Origin of the sequence: Qipengyuania sp. ABI-127-1 (genome assembly GCA_022953095.1) — a bacterium.
Classification (GTDB): Bacteria; Pseudomonadota; Alphaproteobacteria; order Sphingomonadales; family Sphingomonadaceae; genus Qipengyuania.
This window is the reverse complement of the sequence record JALJCR010000003.1, coordinates 84,511-103,377: the sequence shown is the minus strand read 5'-3', so window position 1 is coordinate 103,377 and position 18,867 is coordinate 84,511. Positions and strand designations below refer to the sequence as shown.

Annotated in this window: 9 protein-coding genes; 4 read left to right on the top strand and 5 right to left on the bottom strand. The window is 63.0% G+C overall.

Translation table 11 applies throughout. The features are described from left to right. Positions 1-36 precede the first annotated feature (36 nt). From MUY37_RS13145 to MUY37_RS13130, 4 genes are read right to left on the bottom strand one after another with little or no spacing between them, the layout of a single operon-like run. Entirely contained in the window at positions 37-987 is a 951-nt protein-coding gene (locus tag MUY37_RS13145; RefSeq protein WP_499195815.1) for a 1-phosphofructokinase family hexose kinase, read from the bottom strand. Then, complete coding sequence (gene ppsA, locus MUY37_RS13140) at positions 984-3,398, bottom strand: phosphoenolpyruvate synthase (RefSeq protein WP_499195814.1); 2,415 nt, start codon at positions 3,396-3,398, stop codon at positions 984-986. Before ppsA ends, MUY37_RS13145 begins: the two co-directional genes overlap by 4 nt. Then, a complete protein-coding gene (locus tag MUY37_RS13135) occupies positions 3,395-11,614 on the bottom strand; it encodes a GH36-type glycosyl hydrolase domain-containing protein (RefSeq protein ID WP_499195813.1) in 8,220 nt (2,739 codons plus the stop codon). Before MUY37_RS13135 ends, ppsA begins: the two co-directional genes overlap by 4 nt. A gap of 4 nt (positions 11,615-11,618) precedes the next feature. Beyond that, positions 11,619-12,542 (bottom strand): universal stress protein, encoded by a 924-nt coding sequence (locus MUY37_RS13130; protein WP_499196133.1) that lies wholly within the window; start codon positions 12,540-12,542, stop codon positions 11,619-11,621. 346 nt (positions 12,543-12,888) lie between these two features. Here MUY37_RS13130 and MUY37_RS13125 point away from each other — a divergent pair, with 346 nt between their 5' ends. The 4 genes from MUY37_RS13125 to MUY37_RS13110 all read left to right on the top strand — a co-directional run bounded on the left by MUY37_RS13125 (position 12,889) and on the right by MUY37_RS13110 (position 18,270). Beyond that, a complete protein-coding gene (locus tag MUY37_RS13125; RefSeq protein WP_499195812.1) occupies positions 12,889-13,923 on the top strand; it encodes a sodium:calcium antiporter in 1,035 nt (344 codons plus the stop codon). Positions 13,924-14,015: 92 nt separating this feature from the next. Beyond that, positions 14,016-14,744, top strand: a complete 729-nt coding sequence (locus MUY37_RS13120; protein ID WP_499195811.1) for an ABC transporter ATP-binding protein — start codon at positions 14,016-14,018, stop codon at positions 14,742-14,744. Further along, a complete protein-coding gene (locus MUY37_RS13115; RefSeq protein ID WP_499195810.1) occupies positions 14,741-17,104 on the top strand; it encodes an ABC transporter permease in 2,364 nt (787 codons plus the stop codon). Before MUY37_RS13120 ends, MUY37_RS13115 begins: the two co-directional genes overlap by 4 nt. Then, positions 17,104-18,270 (top strand): efflux RND transporter periplasmic adaptor subunit, encoded by a 1,167-nt coding sequence (locus MUY37_RS13110; RefSeq protein ID WP_499195809.1) that lies wholly within the window; start codon positions 17,104-17,106, stop codon positions 18,268-18,270. Before MUY37_RS13115 ends, MUY37_RS13110 begins: the two co-directional genes overlap by 1 nt. On the opposite strand, the gene MUY37_RS13105 is transcribed toward MUY37_RS13110, so the two are convergent. Beyond that, positions 18,267-18,857: a CC0125/CC1285 family lipoprotein gene (locus MUY37_RS13105; protein WP_499195808.1), complete on the bottom strand. Its 591-nt coding sequence runs from the start codon at positions 18,855-18,857 to the stop codon at positions 18,267-18,269. The genes MUY37_RS13110 and MUY37_RS13105 overlap by 4 nt on opposite strands. Between the last annotated feature and the right edge of the window lie 10 nt (positions 18,858-18,867).

Here is an 18,867-nt window from a genome sequence, read left to right as displayed (position 1 = left end):
GGTCGAAAAGTATCTAAATGGCGCAGTTTTGTTATATTATAACAACTCCGCCTCTAAACCACCCGCGAGAGAGCGCTCGAACAGGCGTTCTACATCCTTTACGCGGCACAGGTCGGTACCCGGAGTGAGCACGGCGGCAGCGCCGGCTGCAAGCCCGAAGCGGAAAGCCATGTCCGGTGTCTTACCGGATGCGAGCGCATGGACCATCGCAGCCAGGAAACTATCGCCCGCCCCCACCGCGCTTTTCGTCTCGACCGTAATGGCCGGCAAACGCAGCACACCCTCGCGGCTCGCCAGCAGCGCCCCTCTTTCGGCCATGGTGATTGCCAGATAGTCGATCTTTTTGGTGCGGACCAATTCGGTCGCGGCCTCGGCGATCGCCGTATCGTCCGGCAAATCGTGACCGATGAGGGCACGAAACTCTCCGAGGCTCGGTTTCGCGAGGTGAACCCCGCCGCCTTCGATCCCGGCCGCAAGCGCTTCACCCGACGTATCGAGAACGAAACGCACATCGTTCTTGGCCGCAATCGCAGCAACCCTTGCGTAGAAATCGGACGGTACGCCGCGCGGCAGCGAACCGCTGGCCACCAGAAAATCGTGGTGCGCGCCTTCCAGTCTCGAAAGGCACTCGTTCCATTCCTCTTCCGTCACGTCGGGTCCGCCCGGGACGAAGCGAAATTCCTGGCCCGTATTGCGCTCGTGGACTGCGGTGCTGACCCGGGTCGCCCCCGCGATCCTGATTGGCGAGCGCACAAGCTGATGCAGGTCCAGCAGGCCGTCGAACGCGATGCCGGTTGCGCCGCCGGACAAATAGTAACAGCGCGCATTCCCCCCCAGGCGGACAAAGACGCGGGCCACATTGATCCCGCCCCCGCCAGGGTCGTAGCGTTCGTTTTGCGTGCGCATCTTGCGCATGGGAATGACCTGCTCGACCTCGCACGCGATGTCGATCGTCGGGTTCAGCGTCAGTGTGCCGATGTCCATCATGCGCCCGTCTCCTGCTCTGGGCCGCCTTTACTACGTATCCGTTCGGCTGACGCCACATGGTTTTTGACCGCGACGAAACTATCCGGAGTGACGGAGATCGAATCGATACCGCATTCCACGAGGAAGCGTGCGAATTCCGGATCGTCGCTCGGCGCCTGACCGCATAGCCCCACCTTTGCCCCCGCACGATGCGCCTCTTCGACAGTCCGGCGGATCATCCATGCAACTGCCGGATCGCGCGCATCGAACTGATCGGCCAGAAGCTCGGAATCGCGATCGATTCCGAGCGTGAGCTGCGTCAGATCGTTGCTCCCGATCGAGAAGCCGTCGAATCGCCGAGCGAATTCGCCCGCCAGGACGACGTTGGAAGGGATCTCGCACATCATGTAGAGTTCGAGGCCGTCGCGGCCCCGAGCCAGCCCTTCTTCGCGCAAGGTCTCGATCACGCGATCGGCTTCCTTCGGCGTGCGGCAGAACGGAATCATGATCGCCACGTTGGAAAACCCCATGGTTTCCCGAAGATGCCGGATCGCGCGACACTCAAGCGCGAAGCCCGCACGGTAGTGTTTCGAGTAATAGCGCGATGCACCGCGAAATCCGAGCATCGGATTTTCTTCTTCAGGTTCGAACGCGGCTCCACCGACCAGCCCGGCATATTCATTGGTCTTGAAATCGCTCATCCGTACAATCACCGGGCGAGGAAAATGCACTGCGGCGATCCGCGCAAGACCCTGGGCGAGATGTTCGATGAAATAGTCCCGCTTGTCGGAATAACCCTCGGTCAACCGCTCGATCTCCGCTTTGACGGTAGCATCTTCAAGTTCCGCGAAACGAACCAGAGCCATCGGGTGGACCTTGATGGTATTGGCAATCACGAACTCCATGCGAGTGAGGCCCACGCCGTCGCTCGGCAGCCGCCACCAGCGGCTGGCGGCACCCGGATCGGCAATGTTGAGCATGACCTTCGTCCGGGTTTCGGGCACGGTACTCAAGTCAATATCCTCGACGGCGACCTCCGCCTCGCCACCATAGACGACCCCCTCATCGCCGCCGATACAGCTGACGGTCACCTGCTGGCCGGGTTTCAAAATCCGTGTGGCATTGCCCGTCCCGACGATCGCCGGAAGGCCGAATTCACGGCTGACAATCGCCGCGTGGGAAGTGCGCCCACCGTGGTCGGTGACGATCGCGGCCGCGCGCTGCATGATCGGCACCCAGTCAGGATCCGTCGTCGCGGTGACCAGCACGGCGCCATCGACGAAATCCGCGATATCGCCGGCGCTTTCGATCAGACACACCGGACCGCTGGCCGCAGCCCCGCCAATCGCCAACCCGGTCAGCAACGCTTCGCCTTCGTTGCGCAGCGAATAGGATTTCAGGGAACCGCCCGCCATGCGGGACTGGACCGTCTCGGGGCGGGCCTGGAGGATGCAAAGGCCTCCGTCGGGACCATCCTTGGCCCATTCGATATCCATCGGACGCCCGTAATGCTCTTCGATCAGGACCGCCCACCGGGCGAGCCGCAGCACCTCGGCATCCGACAATACGAACATCTCGCGCTCGGCGGGGTCGGTCTCGATGCTGACAGTCGAAACGTGCGGACCGGCTGCGTAGATCATCTTCTTGCGCTTGCCACCAAGCCTGCGCGTGACGATCGGATTGGCCTCGCGCTCAGACAGGAGGGGTTTGAACACCTGCCATGCATCGGGATCGACCGCCCCCTGCACGATGCTTTCGCCAAGGCCCCATGCCCCATCGATCAGGACAATACCGGGAAATCCGGTTTCCGTGTCGATCGAAAACATCACACCCGAACATGCTCGGTCAGAGCGCACCATGCGCTGCACACCGACCGACAGCGCGACCGTGCCTTCGGCAAAGCCATGAGCGGCGCGGTAGGTGATGGCCCGATCGGTGTAGAGAGATGCGAAACAGCGCTTGCAGGCATCGAGCACGGCGTCTTCGCCGGTGATGTTGAGATAGGTTTCCTGTTGCCCGGCAAAACTGGCCTCGGGGAGGTCCTCCGCCGTCGCGCTGGAGCGAACCGCGACCGTCGAAGCCTCTTCGCCCGCCTGCTCGCCCATCGCCACGTAGGCATCGATGATGGCCCGGCGCAGCGGGTCGGGCCATTCGGCGGCCTCTATGGCAGTACGAATCGCTTCGCCGGTCCGGGCAAGGCCCGCCTCGCCCGCCTCGTGGGCCGCGAAAAGGTCCGCAATAGCGCTGTCGAGATCATTGTGTTCGAGAAACAGCCGGAAAGCCCGTGCCGTCGTCGCGAAGCCGGGAGGGACCACAATGCCCCGGGGAACCAGCGATCGTATCAATTCGCCGAGGGAGGCGTTTTTGCCACCCACGAGGCCGACGTCGTTTTTCGATACCTCGGTGAAGTTCAACACAAGGGGTTCCGTCACACGCGCTCTCCTGCAATCTCGGGCTGCTTCGCCGGGCACAGGACCCGAACCGAATGGGTTTTTCCGGCGGGAGGGAAGGGAATGGCATCGCCGGGGAAGCCTTCGCCATCGACCGTAAGGCGAATATCGGACAGCTCCGGCGCAACCGAAACCTCGATTTCAAGCGTTGCATCGCCGCGCCGCAATGTCGCGCGATAGCCGGGCCAATCACTCGGCAGCACCGGGGCGATACGGACCTTGCCGCCTTCCAAAGAAAGACCGAGCAGACCTTCCACGCCCAACCGCCAGGTCCAGGCCGCCGCGCCAGTGTACCAGCTCCAGCCACCCTTTCCGCCATGCGGCGGTGCCGAGGCGATATCTCCCGCCACCACATAGGGTTCGATCCGATAGTGTTCTGCCCCTTCGGCGTTAGCCGTGCGTGTGGCTGGACAGATCATATGAAAGATGTCGAGCGCGCCGTCGGCATCGCCGGTTTGCGCCAGTGCCAGGCCCAGCCACGCGGCGGCGTGGGAATATTGCCCGCCATTCTCCCGCAGCCCCGGTGGGTAAGCGGCAATATAGCCCGGATCGATGAGGCCCCGGTCGAATGGGGGCCACAAGAGCCGCGCCAGCCGGGCTTCGCCATCGATCAGTTCGCGCCGCGCCGCATCGAGCGCAAGTGCCGTGCGTTCCGGATCCGCACCGGCGAAGACCGCCCAGCTCTGGGAAATCGAATCGATCCGGCATTCGGTCTCGCGCGCCGATCCCAACGGGTGGCCCTCGTCGTCATAGGCTCTCCGGTACCAGGCGCCGTCCCACCCTGCATCTTCGGCATTGCGCCGCCAGCGACCTGCCGTCTGCATCCATTGCTCCGCCTCCTGTGGACGATCCATTCTGCTCTGAAGATCGGCCAGCAGGTCGGCCGATACCGAAGCGAACCAGGCCAGCCATACGCTCTCGCCTCTTCCGCGATCGCCGACACGGTCCATCCCGTCGTTCCAGTCGCCCGTACCCATGAGTGGCAGGCCGTGCGCACCCAGCGCAACCCGTTCCAGAGCCCGCTCGCAATGATCGATCAGCGGAGCCCGGGCCTCCGACCGCTCGAACAGGGCATAACGATCATGTTCGTCAGGACCGAGCGGCGGCGCCGAAAGAAACGATACCTCTTCCTCGAGGATACTCAGATCGCCGGTCGCGCGCACATACGTGCCGGTTGCGTAGGGCAGCCATAGAAGATCGTCGGAGAACCGCGTGCGAACCCCCCGGCCCGAAGGAGGATGCCACCAATGCAGGACATCCCCCTCCTCGAACTGGTGCGCGGCGCAGGTCAGGATGTGGGACCGGACCCTGGCGGGATCGATGAACAGCAGGGCAAGCACGTCCTGAAGCTGATCGCGAAAACCGAAAGCTCCGCTCGCCTGGTAAAAACCCGCGCGCGCCAGGACCCGCGACGACAGCGATTGATAGACCAACCAGCGATTGATCATCAGATCGAAGGCGCGATCCGGTGTCTCCACGCTGACGCGCGTGAGCAGATCGTCCCATTTCCGTGCCAATGCAGCTTCGGCTTGCGGAGTGGCCGCAGGTACTTTCCACTGGCGGGCCAGCGCCACTGCCTCTTCATCACTCGCTGCATCACCGAGAATGAAGGTGACTTCGTCACTTGCGCCGGGAGCAAGTTCGATATGGACCTGATAAGCGCCGCAGGCATCGGCCCCGGCGATCTGCCTGTTGCTCAGCCCCCACCTGCGCAACGCTTCGGGTTCGGCAAAGCGGCCCTCCCGACCGAGGAACTCCTCACGGTCGCTGGTGAAACCGTGCGCCTGATGGGTAGCGCCGAGGAAAGCGCGCCGTTCGGCGGAGTCCCCATTCCAGGGATTGACAGCGATGATGAGCTGCTCCGCTTCATCGAAACGGCAACAAACATGATGGCGGGAGACCGATGGGAGCGATCCCAGCAGCCATTCGCAATAATAGGTCGCGGTAAGCCTGCGATGTCGCCGGGTATTGTTCCTCAACCGAAGGCGGATCAGCTTTATCGGAGCATCCGGCGCCACGAAGACCCGCTGCTCCTGTTCCAGCCCGTGCGAGACGCAACGCCATTCGGAATAGCCCATGCCATGTCGGACATGGCATGTCTGATCGTGTCCGGCAGGGGCTGGCGTCACCGTCCAGATGGCGACTGATTCCTCGTCTCTCAGGTAGAGGGCTTCGCCGGGACGGTCGATTACCGGATCGTTCGTCCAGGGCGTGATACGATATTCGCCGCTGTTGATCGACCAGGTAAAGCCGCCACCGCTTTCGGTGACCAGCGTGCCGAACGCTTCGTTGGCCAATATGTTGGTCCAGGGCGCAGGGGTGCCCTGCCCCTGGGCCAACCGGATCGCATATTCGCTCCCATCACGCGCGAAGCCACCATATTGATTGAAAAATGACAGCTTTTCGCTCGCGGTAGGTTGATCGGCCACAACGGGCGAGCGGGGGAAGGTCGGCAGGATCGGCGGCGGGAGGGCACCCGATGTCACTGCTCGGGCTAGCTGCCGGTCGAGTGGGCCGCACGCATCGTCGAGAATGGCCCAGGCCATTGTCTCGAGCATTCTCGTTTGTTCTTCACCACCCTGGTCCGCGAAGAGAAGGTGCAGACCGCCATTGCGCCCAAGCATGTCGCGGGCGCCCATCTCTCTAAGCAATTCCAGCAGAGCTTCGCGGAGTGGCTCGATATAGGCCGAGCCGGAATTTTGCAGAATGACAAGATCGACCGGCAGCCCCGCGCGGCGCCACAATTCGTGCGCGCTTGCGACTTGCGCGAGCAGCCCTTTCCAGTCTCCGTTTACACGCATCAACAGGATCGGATAGTCTCCGGACAACGCAAGACCCCAGAGGTTCGACTGACCGAGGCTGTTTGCCCGGATCCGCTCCGGCTTGGCCCGCAAAGCGCCATGCGGGTAAATCATCAGCGAACCCAGTGCCTGCACATGGGGCAGGTCCGCCGAACGCAATTTGCCGCGCGCGATCGTGCGGGCCGATTCCAGAGCCGCATCGCCGACGATCCAGTCCATCGAAGCCAGAGTGGCATGGCGCGCGGCCATTTCCAGCGCATTTCCCGCGCTGGCCGCCACGGCAGTGACCAGGCACATCACCCGTCGTTCTCCCGGTTCCAGTGCAACCTCCCATTGCAATGCGGAAATCGGGTCGAGTGTGAAGCCGCTCGTACCGTTCAGCGGATGCGATGCACCCAGCGGGTCGTCCAGACCGCGCCCGCGGCCGATAAACGCCCGCCGGTCGACTTCGTATCGCAGCCCGCTGATCGGGCCATCGCCATCGATGACGAACTGAGCCAGCGATGGGTGCGCTTCGCCGGGTTTCCGCGGCCTGCGCTTGAACGCGAGGCCGCCTATCTGACGGACGAATTCTCCGCCGGTGAACAGCTTGCTGAACGCCGGGTGCCGTTCATCTTCCAGCGGCGGGGCAAGGACGATCTCGGCATAGCTGGTCAGCCGCAGGCGCCGCGTCCCGAGGCCTTCGTTTATCAGTGTGACGCGGCGCATTTCGATGTCCTCGCCGCTTCCCACGCATACTTCCATCCGCAGGTCGATACCCTGGTCACGGCGGTGGAACTCCGCGAGATGCGGTTGGAACTGAACCTGATATTCATCGGGAACCGCGCCGGTCGGCTGGCGGGTGGCCGACCACAGTGCGCCACTTTCGACATCCTGTAGGTAAAGCCACATTCCTTCCGCATCGCGTGTTGCGTCGGGGGAAAATCGGGTCAGCGCCTGTTTCTGCCAGCGCAGCGTGCCGCCCCCGCTTTCGCCGATCCAGCTCGACAGGCGTCCATTCCCCAGCACCTGAATCTGCGGGAAGGGCAATGCGCGGGGCGTCCAGGGAGCAATCGGCTCGATCTCAACCCCTCCCGCCGTGGCATCCACTGTTTCCAAACGCTCGATCTCCGGGGGCAGTTCGCGCGGCACTCGCTCACTCAACAGAAGCGAGACCAGTCCCATCTGCGGATCGCGAAGGAAGCGTGTGACCATGCGATCCTGCGTCAGCGCATTGGCTATGGCGCAGATCACCATGCCCTGATGATGCGCCATATAGGCCATGACCGGCACAAACGGCTGCGAAGCGGGAGCACGGTCGGGAGTGAAATCCAGCGCTTCCCACATGCCGTAGCGGCTTTGCGCACCAAGCTCCGTCAAGTCCTTGAGATTTTCGGTCGCGAGACGTGGGGCGACGGCCAGAGCAAGTGCGGACGCATAGGGCGCCACGACGTGATCCCGCGCGAGGCCGCGCTTGAGACCGAGCCCGGGTGTGCCGAATGCCTGGTAGCGATAGCGGTGCTCGGGATCGCGTTCGGCATAGGCGGATTCCGAAATCCCCCAGGGTATTCCCTGTTTGCTCCCGTAACGCCGCTGGATCTCGACCGCTACACGCTCGCTCTCGCCCAGTAAGGTCTCAGGCTCGCCGCGAAGCAGCAGTCGCGGCATGAGATATTCGAACATCGAACCGTTCCACGAGACGAGCGACAATCCGCCTTCGGTCTTGGTTACGGGTCGCTGAAGGTGGAACCAGTGTTCGGGCGGCACATCGCCTTTGGCGATTGCAAAGAAGCTCGCTAGCCGGGCCTCCGATGCCAGCAAATCGTAGTGATGCGTATCGATCCGGCTGGCAGTGACATTGTGACCGATAAAGAACAGGCGGCGTTCACGATCGTAGAGCCAGGCGAAATCCATCGACCAGGCCAGAGCCTCTGCTTCGTCGGCCAATTCGATCATATCGCCGCGCAGCCCCTCCGGCGCATTGAGATCGCGGTTCATTTCGGCCACGTGATGGCGGAAACGCTCAAGCCAGACGAGCAAGTCCTGCAACTGTTCTGGCGCAGCGTCGCCGGTAGCGGCCACAATAGCTTCGACATCGTCTGCAAGAGCGAACACTTCGCCGCTGCGAAATCCGTCGACCATCTTCGCCTGCGTAGCAGGTCGGCTTTCCTCCGCTCCCTCCGCGCCGGAGCGGATCGTAGCCAGGCGGGTCAGCAGCGAATCGGACCCGGGAAGGCCGGACGCGGCTTCTTCGAGGAGGTCGAGAATATCGCGAAGGCCGGACCAGCGCTGGGCTTCCATATCCGGGGAGGCCGCGGCTTCGCGGAGGGTTTCTGCATAGGCGATCAGGCTGACGGCGAGGTTGCCACTATCCACGGTCGAGACATAACGCGGCTCGAGCGGACGCAAGTGTCGGGTATCATACCAGTTGAAGAAATGCCCGCGATACCGTTCCAACTGCTCCAGCGCATCGAGCATATTCCGCCCCCGCGCGGTCAGTTCCTGCCTGCCGAGAAAGCCCAGATCCCAGGCGGCTGCGGTGGAAATCAGCAGCATCCCGATATTGGTCGGCGAGGTGCGGTGGGCGATCTCCTCGTGCGGCGGCGCCTGATAGTTGTCGGGCGGCAGCCAATTGTCTTCCGGCCCGGCGAAACATTCGAAGAAATACCAGGTACGGCGGGCCAACAAACGCAAGAAGCGATCATCCCCATCGCCGAGCGGAATGGCCTTGGCCCGCCGCGGCCGTCCGGTGAAAAGCGCAATCTCGGGTGCCGCCAGCCACGCCGCCAGCAAAGGCAAGGCGATCGGCAGGGCATTCGGCCGCAACACGGCCAGCGCGACGCCGGTAAGCGCCGCCACGAGCGAGCCCAGCCACATCTCGCGCCAGACCGTGCGGCGAGGACTGGTCTGGCCCATACGGGCCGCGACTTGCGCTGCCGCAGTCCACTGCAACATATGCCGATGACTGACAAAGGTGCGCCACAAGGTGATCCCGATGGCATGAAGCGACAAGGTCGCCTCGTGCATCAGATAGACCATCAGCAACAGCCAGCGCCCTGCCTGGTCTGCAAGCCGGTTGGCCAGACCATAGCTGGCGCCAACTCTCCTTCCGCGCGCCAGCCCGCTGACGATATCGGTCATGAGCTGCCAGCCGGGGGCGAGGATTACGAGAACAGTCCAGAAGGCGGGGTGCCCGGGAAGCACGAACCAGCCTGCAAGCGCCATGAACAGAAGGCCCGGCGCAATCAGACTTCGGCGAAGGTTGTCGAGCATCTTCCACCGGTCGATCCCGCTGATCGAACTTTTTAGCCGCGCGCCGCCGGGACCGGGTACGCGCGGCCACAGCCATGCGAGAAGCTGCCAGTCGCCGCGGATCCAGCGATGCAATCTGCGGGCATACTCTGGATAGCTCGCCGGAAAATTCTCGTAGAGCACGATGTCCGTGGCCAGCGCGGCGCGACCGTGTGCTCCTTCGAACAGATCGTGGCTCAGGATTCGGTTTTCCGGAACGCGACCGTCAATCGCGGCGTGGAAGGCACCGACGTCATACACGCCCTTGCCGACGAAAATCCCCGCGCCGAACAGGTCCTGATACACGTCCGACACCGCCCGGCTGTAAATGTCGATCGCAGTATCGCCGGTGAAAAGTCTTGCGAACAGACTGCGGTTGCCCGCTTGCGGCGATATCTCCACCCGCGGTTGCACCAGCGCGTAGCCCCCCAGCACCCTGCCGCTTTGTGGATCGAACCGGGCGCGGTTCAGCGGATGCGCGATGGTCCCGACAAGCTGCGCCACCGAGCCTGGCGGGAGCATGGTGTCGGCATCGACAGTCACCACATAACGCACGTCGCGAAACGCATCCGGATCGCCGATATGGATCGAGAATGCAGACCGATCGCCTTCCACGATCAGGCGATTGAATTGCTCCAGCTTTCCCCGCTTGCGTTCCCATGCCATCCAGCACGCTTCCGACGAATTGTAGTGGCGGGGCCGCAGAAGTAGGTGGAAAGGTCCACTACCCTCCGATTTGCCATGCCTGCAATTGAGGTTCAGGATCGCCTCTTCGAGCGCATCGGAAATGGGCGCATCGCTTTCCATTTCCTGTTCGGGCGCATCGGCCAGATCGGCGAGGAGAGCTACATGGACCCGCGCGTCGACATTCGCGAGCCAATGCGTCTCGAGCTGCTGGGAGAGGCTGGCAATTTCCGTATCGGAGCCGATCACGACCGGCACGACTACGAAGCATTTCGCATTCTCCGGCAATCCCCGGCGGTAATCGAGTTTCGGCAGGACGGACGGAGGAAGTAGGCGGGTGATCGTCCAGTGCAAGGCGGTGATCGCCAGAATCGAAGCAGGCACGGTGCTGACGATCATCGCGCCGATCCAGCCCTCTAGCGACGATCCGACACGGGCGAGATAAAGCGCGGGCGGGATCAACACGCCCAATCCGCCGAGAACCAGCGCCGATGCGTAGAACTTTCCCGGATTGTCGAGAACGGCGCGGCGCATACGCTCGCCCAGGCTGAGAGATACTCCGAGTTTGCGTTCGAGAGCGCGCCTGCCCCGATCGATCAGCCAATATCCGACATGACCGGATGGCTCCGCGCTTGGCATGGCGCGGGCACATCCCAGGGCGGCCTCTGCCACGTCGGTTTCGGTCCACGCGCTGCCACGCGCGATCCGTTCGACGGCCTTTCGGTAACGGTCGCGGGTCTCGAAATCCATTTGCGGATAGTGATGCGTCGGATCGCGCGAGAGAATTCTCTCGACCAGGCTGACGCTGTCGAAAAAATCCTTCCAGGAAATCGAAGCTATGGTGGCGAGATTGGCAATGGAACGCGCGACGCGTTCGGTTGGATCAAGCGAAAGCGTTTCGAGGCAGGTACAATCGGCCGCGAAAGGCGGGCTCTGCGATAGCGCCAGCAAACGATCCATCGAAGTCACGAGGAACTCCACGCTCGCAATTCGCAGCATCGTGGGCAAAGCCCAGATTTCGGCAATCGTGAGGGGCCGGTGCCGCTGATAGCTATTGACGAAACCGGCAAGCCCTTTCGGGGAGACCTGCAAGTGGCTGGCGCGCAGATATTCGGTCGCGAGATCGTAAATCCGTGGAATGCCCTCTCGTTCTCCGCCGAGTGCAGCGAGTTGCCGATAGAAGGTCTGCGCCAGATCCTTGCCTATCTGCTGTAGCGCGCGGTAGACGTGATAATCATTGTCAAGCAGCCACTCGGCAGCTTTGCTGGCATGGGGCGGGGGATCGACGCAGGCTTTGCGCGCCGCCTCGAACCATCGCTTCGTTTCCGCAATGCGGTCGAGCAGCGCCAGCGGCCTGGGCGGCGAACTGCCAAGCATGTGCGCCGCAGCCAGATCGTTGGCGGCATGTTCCAGCGGTGTTTCGAGATCGGCCGACCCGGTCACCCGGTCACCCGGTCAAACGGAAGGCCGAAGAATGGCCGCAGCTTCTTTCCTCGGGGCTGAAACTGCATCGCAGGTTGGGCCTGACGATCAGAAGCGGTACCGGGGTGTGGCCCGCCAGATATTCGGCCACGCTACCGCATGAGACATCGTCCAGCCCGGTCACACCGTGCGATGCCATGACGATCAGGTCGATACTCTCCGAAACGGCGGTTTCGCGAAGCAACGCTCGCGGATCTCCGGGGCCGCGAATGATCGTTCGCACTTCGACACCATCCTCTACGCTGCGGCTCCGCAAGTCCGCGAGATGCGTTTTGCCGAAACGGGTCTGCTGCTTGTCCAGCTCGACACTCAACCGCTGGAGGTTCGGAGTGCGCTCTCTCTCCAATATCTGCGCTTGCGGTACGACATGAACCAGCACCAGATCGGCGCCATGGGTCCGGGCGATACGGCGGGCAACCGGGAGCACCGCATCGCCCCGGTGCGATCCGTCTACCGGGACCATTATCCGGCGGTAGCCGCCCTCTTTCGTCGGTCCCGGAGGCACCAGCAGGAGAGAATGTTCGCCCCGATCGAGAAGCGACTGGGCGGTCGATCCGAGACCTTTTGCGGTCTCGCTTCGACTGCAGCCCGAAACGAGCAGTGTCGCGCCATGTTCGAGCGCCCAATCACTGATCTCCTCTGCCGGACAACCGGCCAGGAGAACGCTGTTGGCGGCTACTGCGGCCTCCTTCTCGCCAGCGAACAGGCGCAAGTCCCTTTTCTGGCTGTGCTGGCGCAATTGCCATTCGACCGGGTCCGCCGGCGATCCGGATTTTCCGGGGGCATCGATGACCCGCGCAAAGGTCACTTCCATTCCAAGACTGCGAGCAATCGCAAGGGCATGAGAAGAAACGCGCCGGGCCAAATCCCCGTCATCGACACAGGCCACCAGGCGCGGCGTGTCGCTATATGGTCGGAAAAGCCCGCGCGGCACCGAGCGCGAGCGATAAGTTAAGGGGGCGGAGCGCGGCCCGGTATCCACAATTCCTCTCAATTGGTTGCCAGGCACGACGTTCTCCTTGGAAAGCGGGGCAGAGCGAGTCTCAAGCGATTTGCCCAGCGTGAAGACCGTGCCGGGCGCTTCCAATACGGAACCCTCCTTAACCGCCGCGCTCAGGATAGTTACGGATGGCCCCTGCCCAACAGCTCCTGCGAAGACGCGCGGTCATGTACCAGCGCAGCCCCGACCGTTTCATCGCCGGTCCGGTTCCGGCCGAACCGGGAAAGCTATGCTCGTGAATGAACCATCCTTAACCGCCGCTCTTGTCGGCTTCGGCCTGGCCGCCGGGGCAGTATGGTGGGCTGGCACGCGCTTGCCGCGCTATGTCGTTGCGCTGAGCGACAAGACCGGGCTGGGACAGGGTTTTGCCGGAATGCTGGTATTGGGCGGCATTACCTCCCTGCCCGAACTTGCAACTGCCACAACGGCGGCCGCAATCGGCGCGCCGCTTCTCGCGACCAACGACGTGCTGGGTAGCGCGGCATTCAATATTCTGCTGCTTGCGGTGGCCGATATGCTGATTGGGTCGCGCCCCTTGACTTCGGTGGTGGCTCGACCGGTCACGCTGATCCAGGGTGTCTCGGGGATGATGGTGCTGGCACTGGTCATCGCCGCGATCACTGCCGAAGGGCGCACACCCATAGGCGGGCCATTCCTATGGCCGGGCCTGATCTTCGCTGCCTCGGTAGCATCGATCGGCATCGCCGACCGGGCCGAACGGCGCCCGATGTGGCAGGTGATCGACCAGAGCGAGCGGGCGTTCGCCGAAGAGGTAAAGCAGCGCGACATCGGTTGGCGGCGACTGTTCCTGTGGCTCGCGCTGCTGGCCGGTATCATCATGATCGCCGGGGCGACGCTGGCAGCCACGGCGATCAGGATCGCGGGCGCGACGGGCATCGGCGGAAGCCTGATGGGATTCCTTTTCGTATCGGCAGCAACTTCGCTTCCCGAATTTTCTGCCATCATCGGCGCCATTCGCAACCGGCGATACGAACTGGCGATCGGCGAGGTGTTCGGCTCCAACCTGTTCAATTTCGGCCTCATTCTCGTTATCGAACTCGTCGCCAGCGGCCCCCCGGTGCTTTCCATGGCAGGTCCATTCGAAGCCATGGCGGCGCTTATCGCGCTGGTGATGTCGGGCGCATTCGTGCTGGGGCTCATCGAAAGACGGGATCGCACCGTCTTCAGAATGGGCGAGGATTCGGTAGCCGTCATCCTCGTCTATGCGGCGGGGCTGGCATTTCTGCTGGCAGCGGGGGGCGGCCTCTAATGCCGATCGGCGCAGGAAGGATGTGTCACTAGGGATAGTTGCGTAGCGCACGGCCGCGACCCACGTTATAGACCCGCGCGATGCCCGAGGCGGTGAAGACAGAACCCGGAAATGGACGCGAAGTTGCCTTTGTCGGGCGATCGCTTCGCAAAACCTACGTCACCGGCGAAACCGAGGTCCACGCTCTGCGCGGAGTGGATCTCGACATCATGGCCGGAGAGATTTTGGTGCTACTCGGCCCGTCGGGCAGCGGCAAATCGACGCTGCTCAACATCGTCGGCGGGCTGGACCGTCCCACCTCCGGCGAGCTCTGGTATCGCGATACCGAACTCACCGCGCTGGACGAAGCCGACCTTACCCGTTTTCGCCGGTCCAGCATCGGTTTCATCTTCCAGTTCTACAATCTCATTCCCAGCCTGACCGCAGAAGAGAACGTGCGGCTGGTAACCGACATCGCGGAAAATCCCATGTCGGCCAAGGAAGCGCTTGAACTCGTCGGTCTGGGGGACCGGCGCCATCATTTCCCGGCCCAACTGTCGGGCGGCGAACAACAGCGCGTCGCAGTTGCCCGGGCGGTTGCGAAACGGCCGGGAGTCCTGCTGTGCGACGAACCCACGGGAGCGTTGGACAGCGCGACCGGCGTCAGGGTTCTGGAGACACTGGCAGAGGCCAATCGCGAACTCGGCACCACCTTGATCCTGATTACCCATAATGCCGGCATCGCCGCCATGGCCGACCGGGTGTTCAACTTCCTCGATGGGCAGATCGCGTCGATCGAAACCAATGAGAACCGAATTTCGGCCTCGGAGATGACGTGGTGAGGGCGCTGGACACCAAGCTCCTGCGCGATCTGTGGCGCCTGCGCGGACAGGCGCTCGCGATCGGGCTGGTGATCGGTGCCGCGATGGCGACGTTCGTGATGGCACTGGGTGTGCACCACTCGCTGACGCAGACCCGCGACGCCTATTACGATCGCTATCAATATGGCGATATCTTCGTCAGCATGACCCGGGCGCCGCGCAGCATAGTGCAGCGGATCGAAGCGGTCGATGGGGTAGCCATCGCCGAAGGCCGGATCGAACAATTCGCCACGCTGGAATTCGCCGACCGCATCGAACCGGTCCGCGCGCTGATCAATTCGGTCGGAGCGGACGGCGAAAGCAAGCTGAACAGGCTGGTCCTGGCCGAAGGCCGCGGACCGGTGATCGACAAGGCCAACGAGGTCGTGATCGACAAGGCGTTTGCCGATGCCAACGATCTCGACCTGGGTGCCCGGATCGATGCTGTCGTCTATGGCAGCCGGACACGGCTCGAAGTGGTCGGCATCGGCCTCGCGCCAGATTACATCTGGTCGATCGCACCGGGAGAGTTGATCCCCGATGCCAGTCGCTACGGTATCTTCTGGATGGGGGAGAAAGCGCTCGAGGCCGCTTCGGGCCGAACGGGCGCGATCAACGCTCTGTCGCTGAAGCTCGAACGCGGCGCGAGCGAGGACGAGGTCGTCCGGCACGTCGATGCCATCGTCGCGCAATATGGCGGGACCGGCGCAGTCGGCCGCGAAGACCACATGTCGAACGCTTTCCTAACCAGCGAACTCGACCAGCTCGAGGCGATGACCACGATCATCCCGCCGATCTTCCTGCTCGTCTCCACCTTCCTCGTCTATGTCGTGCTCGGCCGGACGATCCGCACGGAGCGCGAGGAAATCGGGCTGATGAAGGCCTTCGGCTACGGCAACTGGGCAATCGGCTGGCATTATCTGAAATTCGCCATTGCCGTGGCCCTGATCGGCATCCTCATGGGCTCCGCGCTCGGCTGGTGGATGGGGCTGTCCATGACCGAGCAATATGCAGAGTATTACCGCTTCCCGTTCCTCTACTATCAGGTCGCACCCAACGTGTTCGCGACCGGTGCCGCGTTGGCATTCGGGTCGGCCGGGATCGGCGCCATCGGCGGGGTGCGGGCTGCCGCAGCGCTGACTCCGGCGGTCGCCATGTCGGCGCCGCCGCCGCCCATCTATCGCGCAGGTCTGGTCGAAAAATTCGGTCAGTGGGCGGACATATCGGCGGTGGGCAACATGATCATCCGCCACATCGCACGCTGGCCGGGACGTTCGGCGGTGACCGTATCGGGCGTGGCCCTTTCCCTTGCCCTCCTTTTCGCGACGATCCAGTTCATCGACGGTTCGCGTGCCATGCTCGACAATTACTTCTTCCGGGCGCAGCGGCAGGACATCTCCGTCGCCTTCATCGAACCGCAGAACGAAAAGGTCCTGTTCGAACTGGCCTCGATGCCCGGTGTCCTGAGAGTGGAACCGGCCCGCGCCGTCCCAGTGGTCATGCGAAACGGTGCACTCTCGGAACGGGTCGGGATCGAGGCGGCAGAAATCGACGACCGCCTTTCTGCACGGGTCGATGCGAACGGCTTCGAGGTTCCGTTGCCGGCTTCCGGCCTGATGTTGAGCCGCCCGCTCGCGGAGAAGCTCGACCTCGCGCCCGGAGACAGGGCGGAAGTGGAACTGCTCGGCGGACGCCAGACCAAGACGACATTGACCGTGGCGAGCATTATCGACGAACTGATCGGTACACGGGCTTATGCACGAAGCGAGGCGCTGTCCCGCCTGACACGCGACGGCACTCCGGTGGGCAGCGCCAATCTGCTGATCGATCCGCTCTATCGCGACCAGTTGATAACCGAACTCAGCGATATGCCGCTGGTCCTCGGGATCACCGAACGCGATGCAGCGATGCAGCTTTTCGAGGAAATCATCGAGGAGAACATCATGGCAATGATGGGTTTCTATATCGCGTTCGCAGCCGCCATCGCGGTCGGCGTCGTTTACAACAGCGCGCGCATTCTCTTTTCCGAACGGGCACACGAACTCGCCACCATGCGCGTGCTGGGATACCATCGCAGCGAAGTCGGCATCGTTCTGCTCGGAGAACTAGCCCTGCTCGTCGTTGTCGCAGTACCCGTCGGGTGCCTGACCGGCTATTTTCTGGCCCAATTGATGGTCGCGATGTTCAGTTCCGATCTCTTCCGCCTTCCCTTCGCCCCCGACCGGTCGAGCTACGGGTTCGCCGCGTTGGTAGTGCTGGCCGCAGCCAGCGCGACGGCATTGATCGTCGCACGCCGGGTCGCTCGGCTCGACATGGTCCGCGTATTGAAGGCGCGCGACTGATGTGGGACCGGATCAAGAACTGGCGTTGGGCCATCATCATCACGGCGCTGCTGGTATCCGGGCTCGCCTATAGCTTCTGGCCCGAAGCGGAGGCCGTCGATCTCGGCACGGTCAGCGAAGGACCGATGGAGGTGGGCCTGACCGATGACGGGGTAACCCGCGTGCACGATCTCTACACCGTCACGGCACCGGTCACGGGATATGTCACGCGGATAGAGCTGGATCCCGGCGACGAGGTCGTTGCGGGCCAGACCGTGATCGCCCGCATGTCGGGAATTCCGTCGACGCCGCTAGACCGGCGGACACGGCTGGAAATCGGCAATGCGATTACCGCGTCGCGCGCTGGCGAGGCGAGCGCGGCCGCTACCCTGCGGCTGGCGAAGGCCGATCTGGAGCGTGCCGAGGCCTTGGCCGAGCGGGGTTTTCTGCCCCGGTCAGACCTCGATGCGCGGCGGGCCGCGGCTGCCACGGCGAGCAGCGAACTGGCACGCATCCGTGCCGAAACCAAGCGGTTGCAGAGCCAGCTATCCGAGCCTGCCGCCTCTGGCCTGCCGTCGGGTGGTACAGTGGCGGTACGCTCGCCAGAAAGCGGGGTCTTGCTACGGCGGCTCGTCGAAAGCGAAGGAGTCGTTGCGCAGGGAACCGCGTTGGTCGAAATCGGCGATCCGGCACGCATCGAGGTGGTCGCCGATCTGCTTTCGCGCGAGGCTGCGCGAATCAAGCCCGGCGATGCAGTGAAGATCACACGGTGGGGTGGCGAGGATGCCCTGCCCGGCCGGGTGCGCCGGATCGAACCCTTCGGCAGGCTCAAGATATCCGCGCTCGGGATCGAAGAACAACGCGTCAATGTCATCATCGATTTCGCGGCCGATGCCGCCCGGCAGATCGCGCCCCTCGGCCATGGCTACCAGATCGATGCCACGGTCATCCTGTGGCGCGAAGACGCGGTGGTGCGGGTTCCCGTCGGCGCTCTGTTCCGGGGATCGGAAGGCGGCTGGCAGGTCTTCGTCGAAGCCGATGGCCGGGCACGGCGGCGCGATGTCGCGATCGGTCACCTCAATGATGACTTTGCCGAAGTTCGCGACGGTTTGAAAGCGGGCGAGCGCGTCGTCCTCAATCCGTCGGGTAATATCGAAGACGGTACGCGCGTTTCGCCGCGCGCCTAATCCTGTCCGGGATACTTCACCCGCGGCCCGATCCGCGCAATCACTTCGCGCGCGTCGAAGGCGCGCAAATTGCCGTTCGGCATAGGGCCATCTCCGAGGCGGATTTCGGCAATTGCCTCAAACCGATCGACTTCGCGGATATCGACATGATCGGTCCAGAAGGAATGGCCGTGATAGGGATACCAGGCTTGCCAGCCGCGCGGCCCGTAATAACGCCAGTATGGACGCCAATAGCCATAATAGGATCGATACCAGGGATCGTATAGCGGATCGCGCCGGAAGCTGCGTTCGACCTCGTGCTCGATGACACGATCTTCGATCACGAACCAGGTGTGCCCCTGCTCCAGCGTCAGTTCGGCGGCGCGGAACAACAAGTAACTTTCGACCTGTTCGCGCGAGGTCAGCGAATTGCCTGCAAACGACACCCGAAAGCGATATTCGCCCAGTTGTTCATCGCTATAGCCGCCCGATACACGGTTGGCCGAGGAAATCGGCTGGTATGGCGTACTGCTGTAGGTACAAGCTGCCGTCGCAAGCAGACCCGCCCCGACCAGCGCCGCCATTGCCTGTCTGAGGGGCCGGACCATCTGTTCTCTC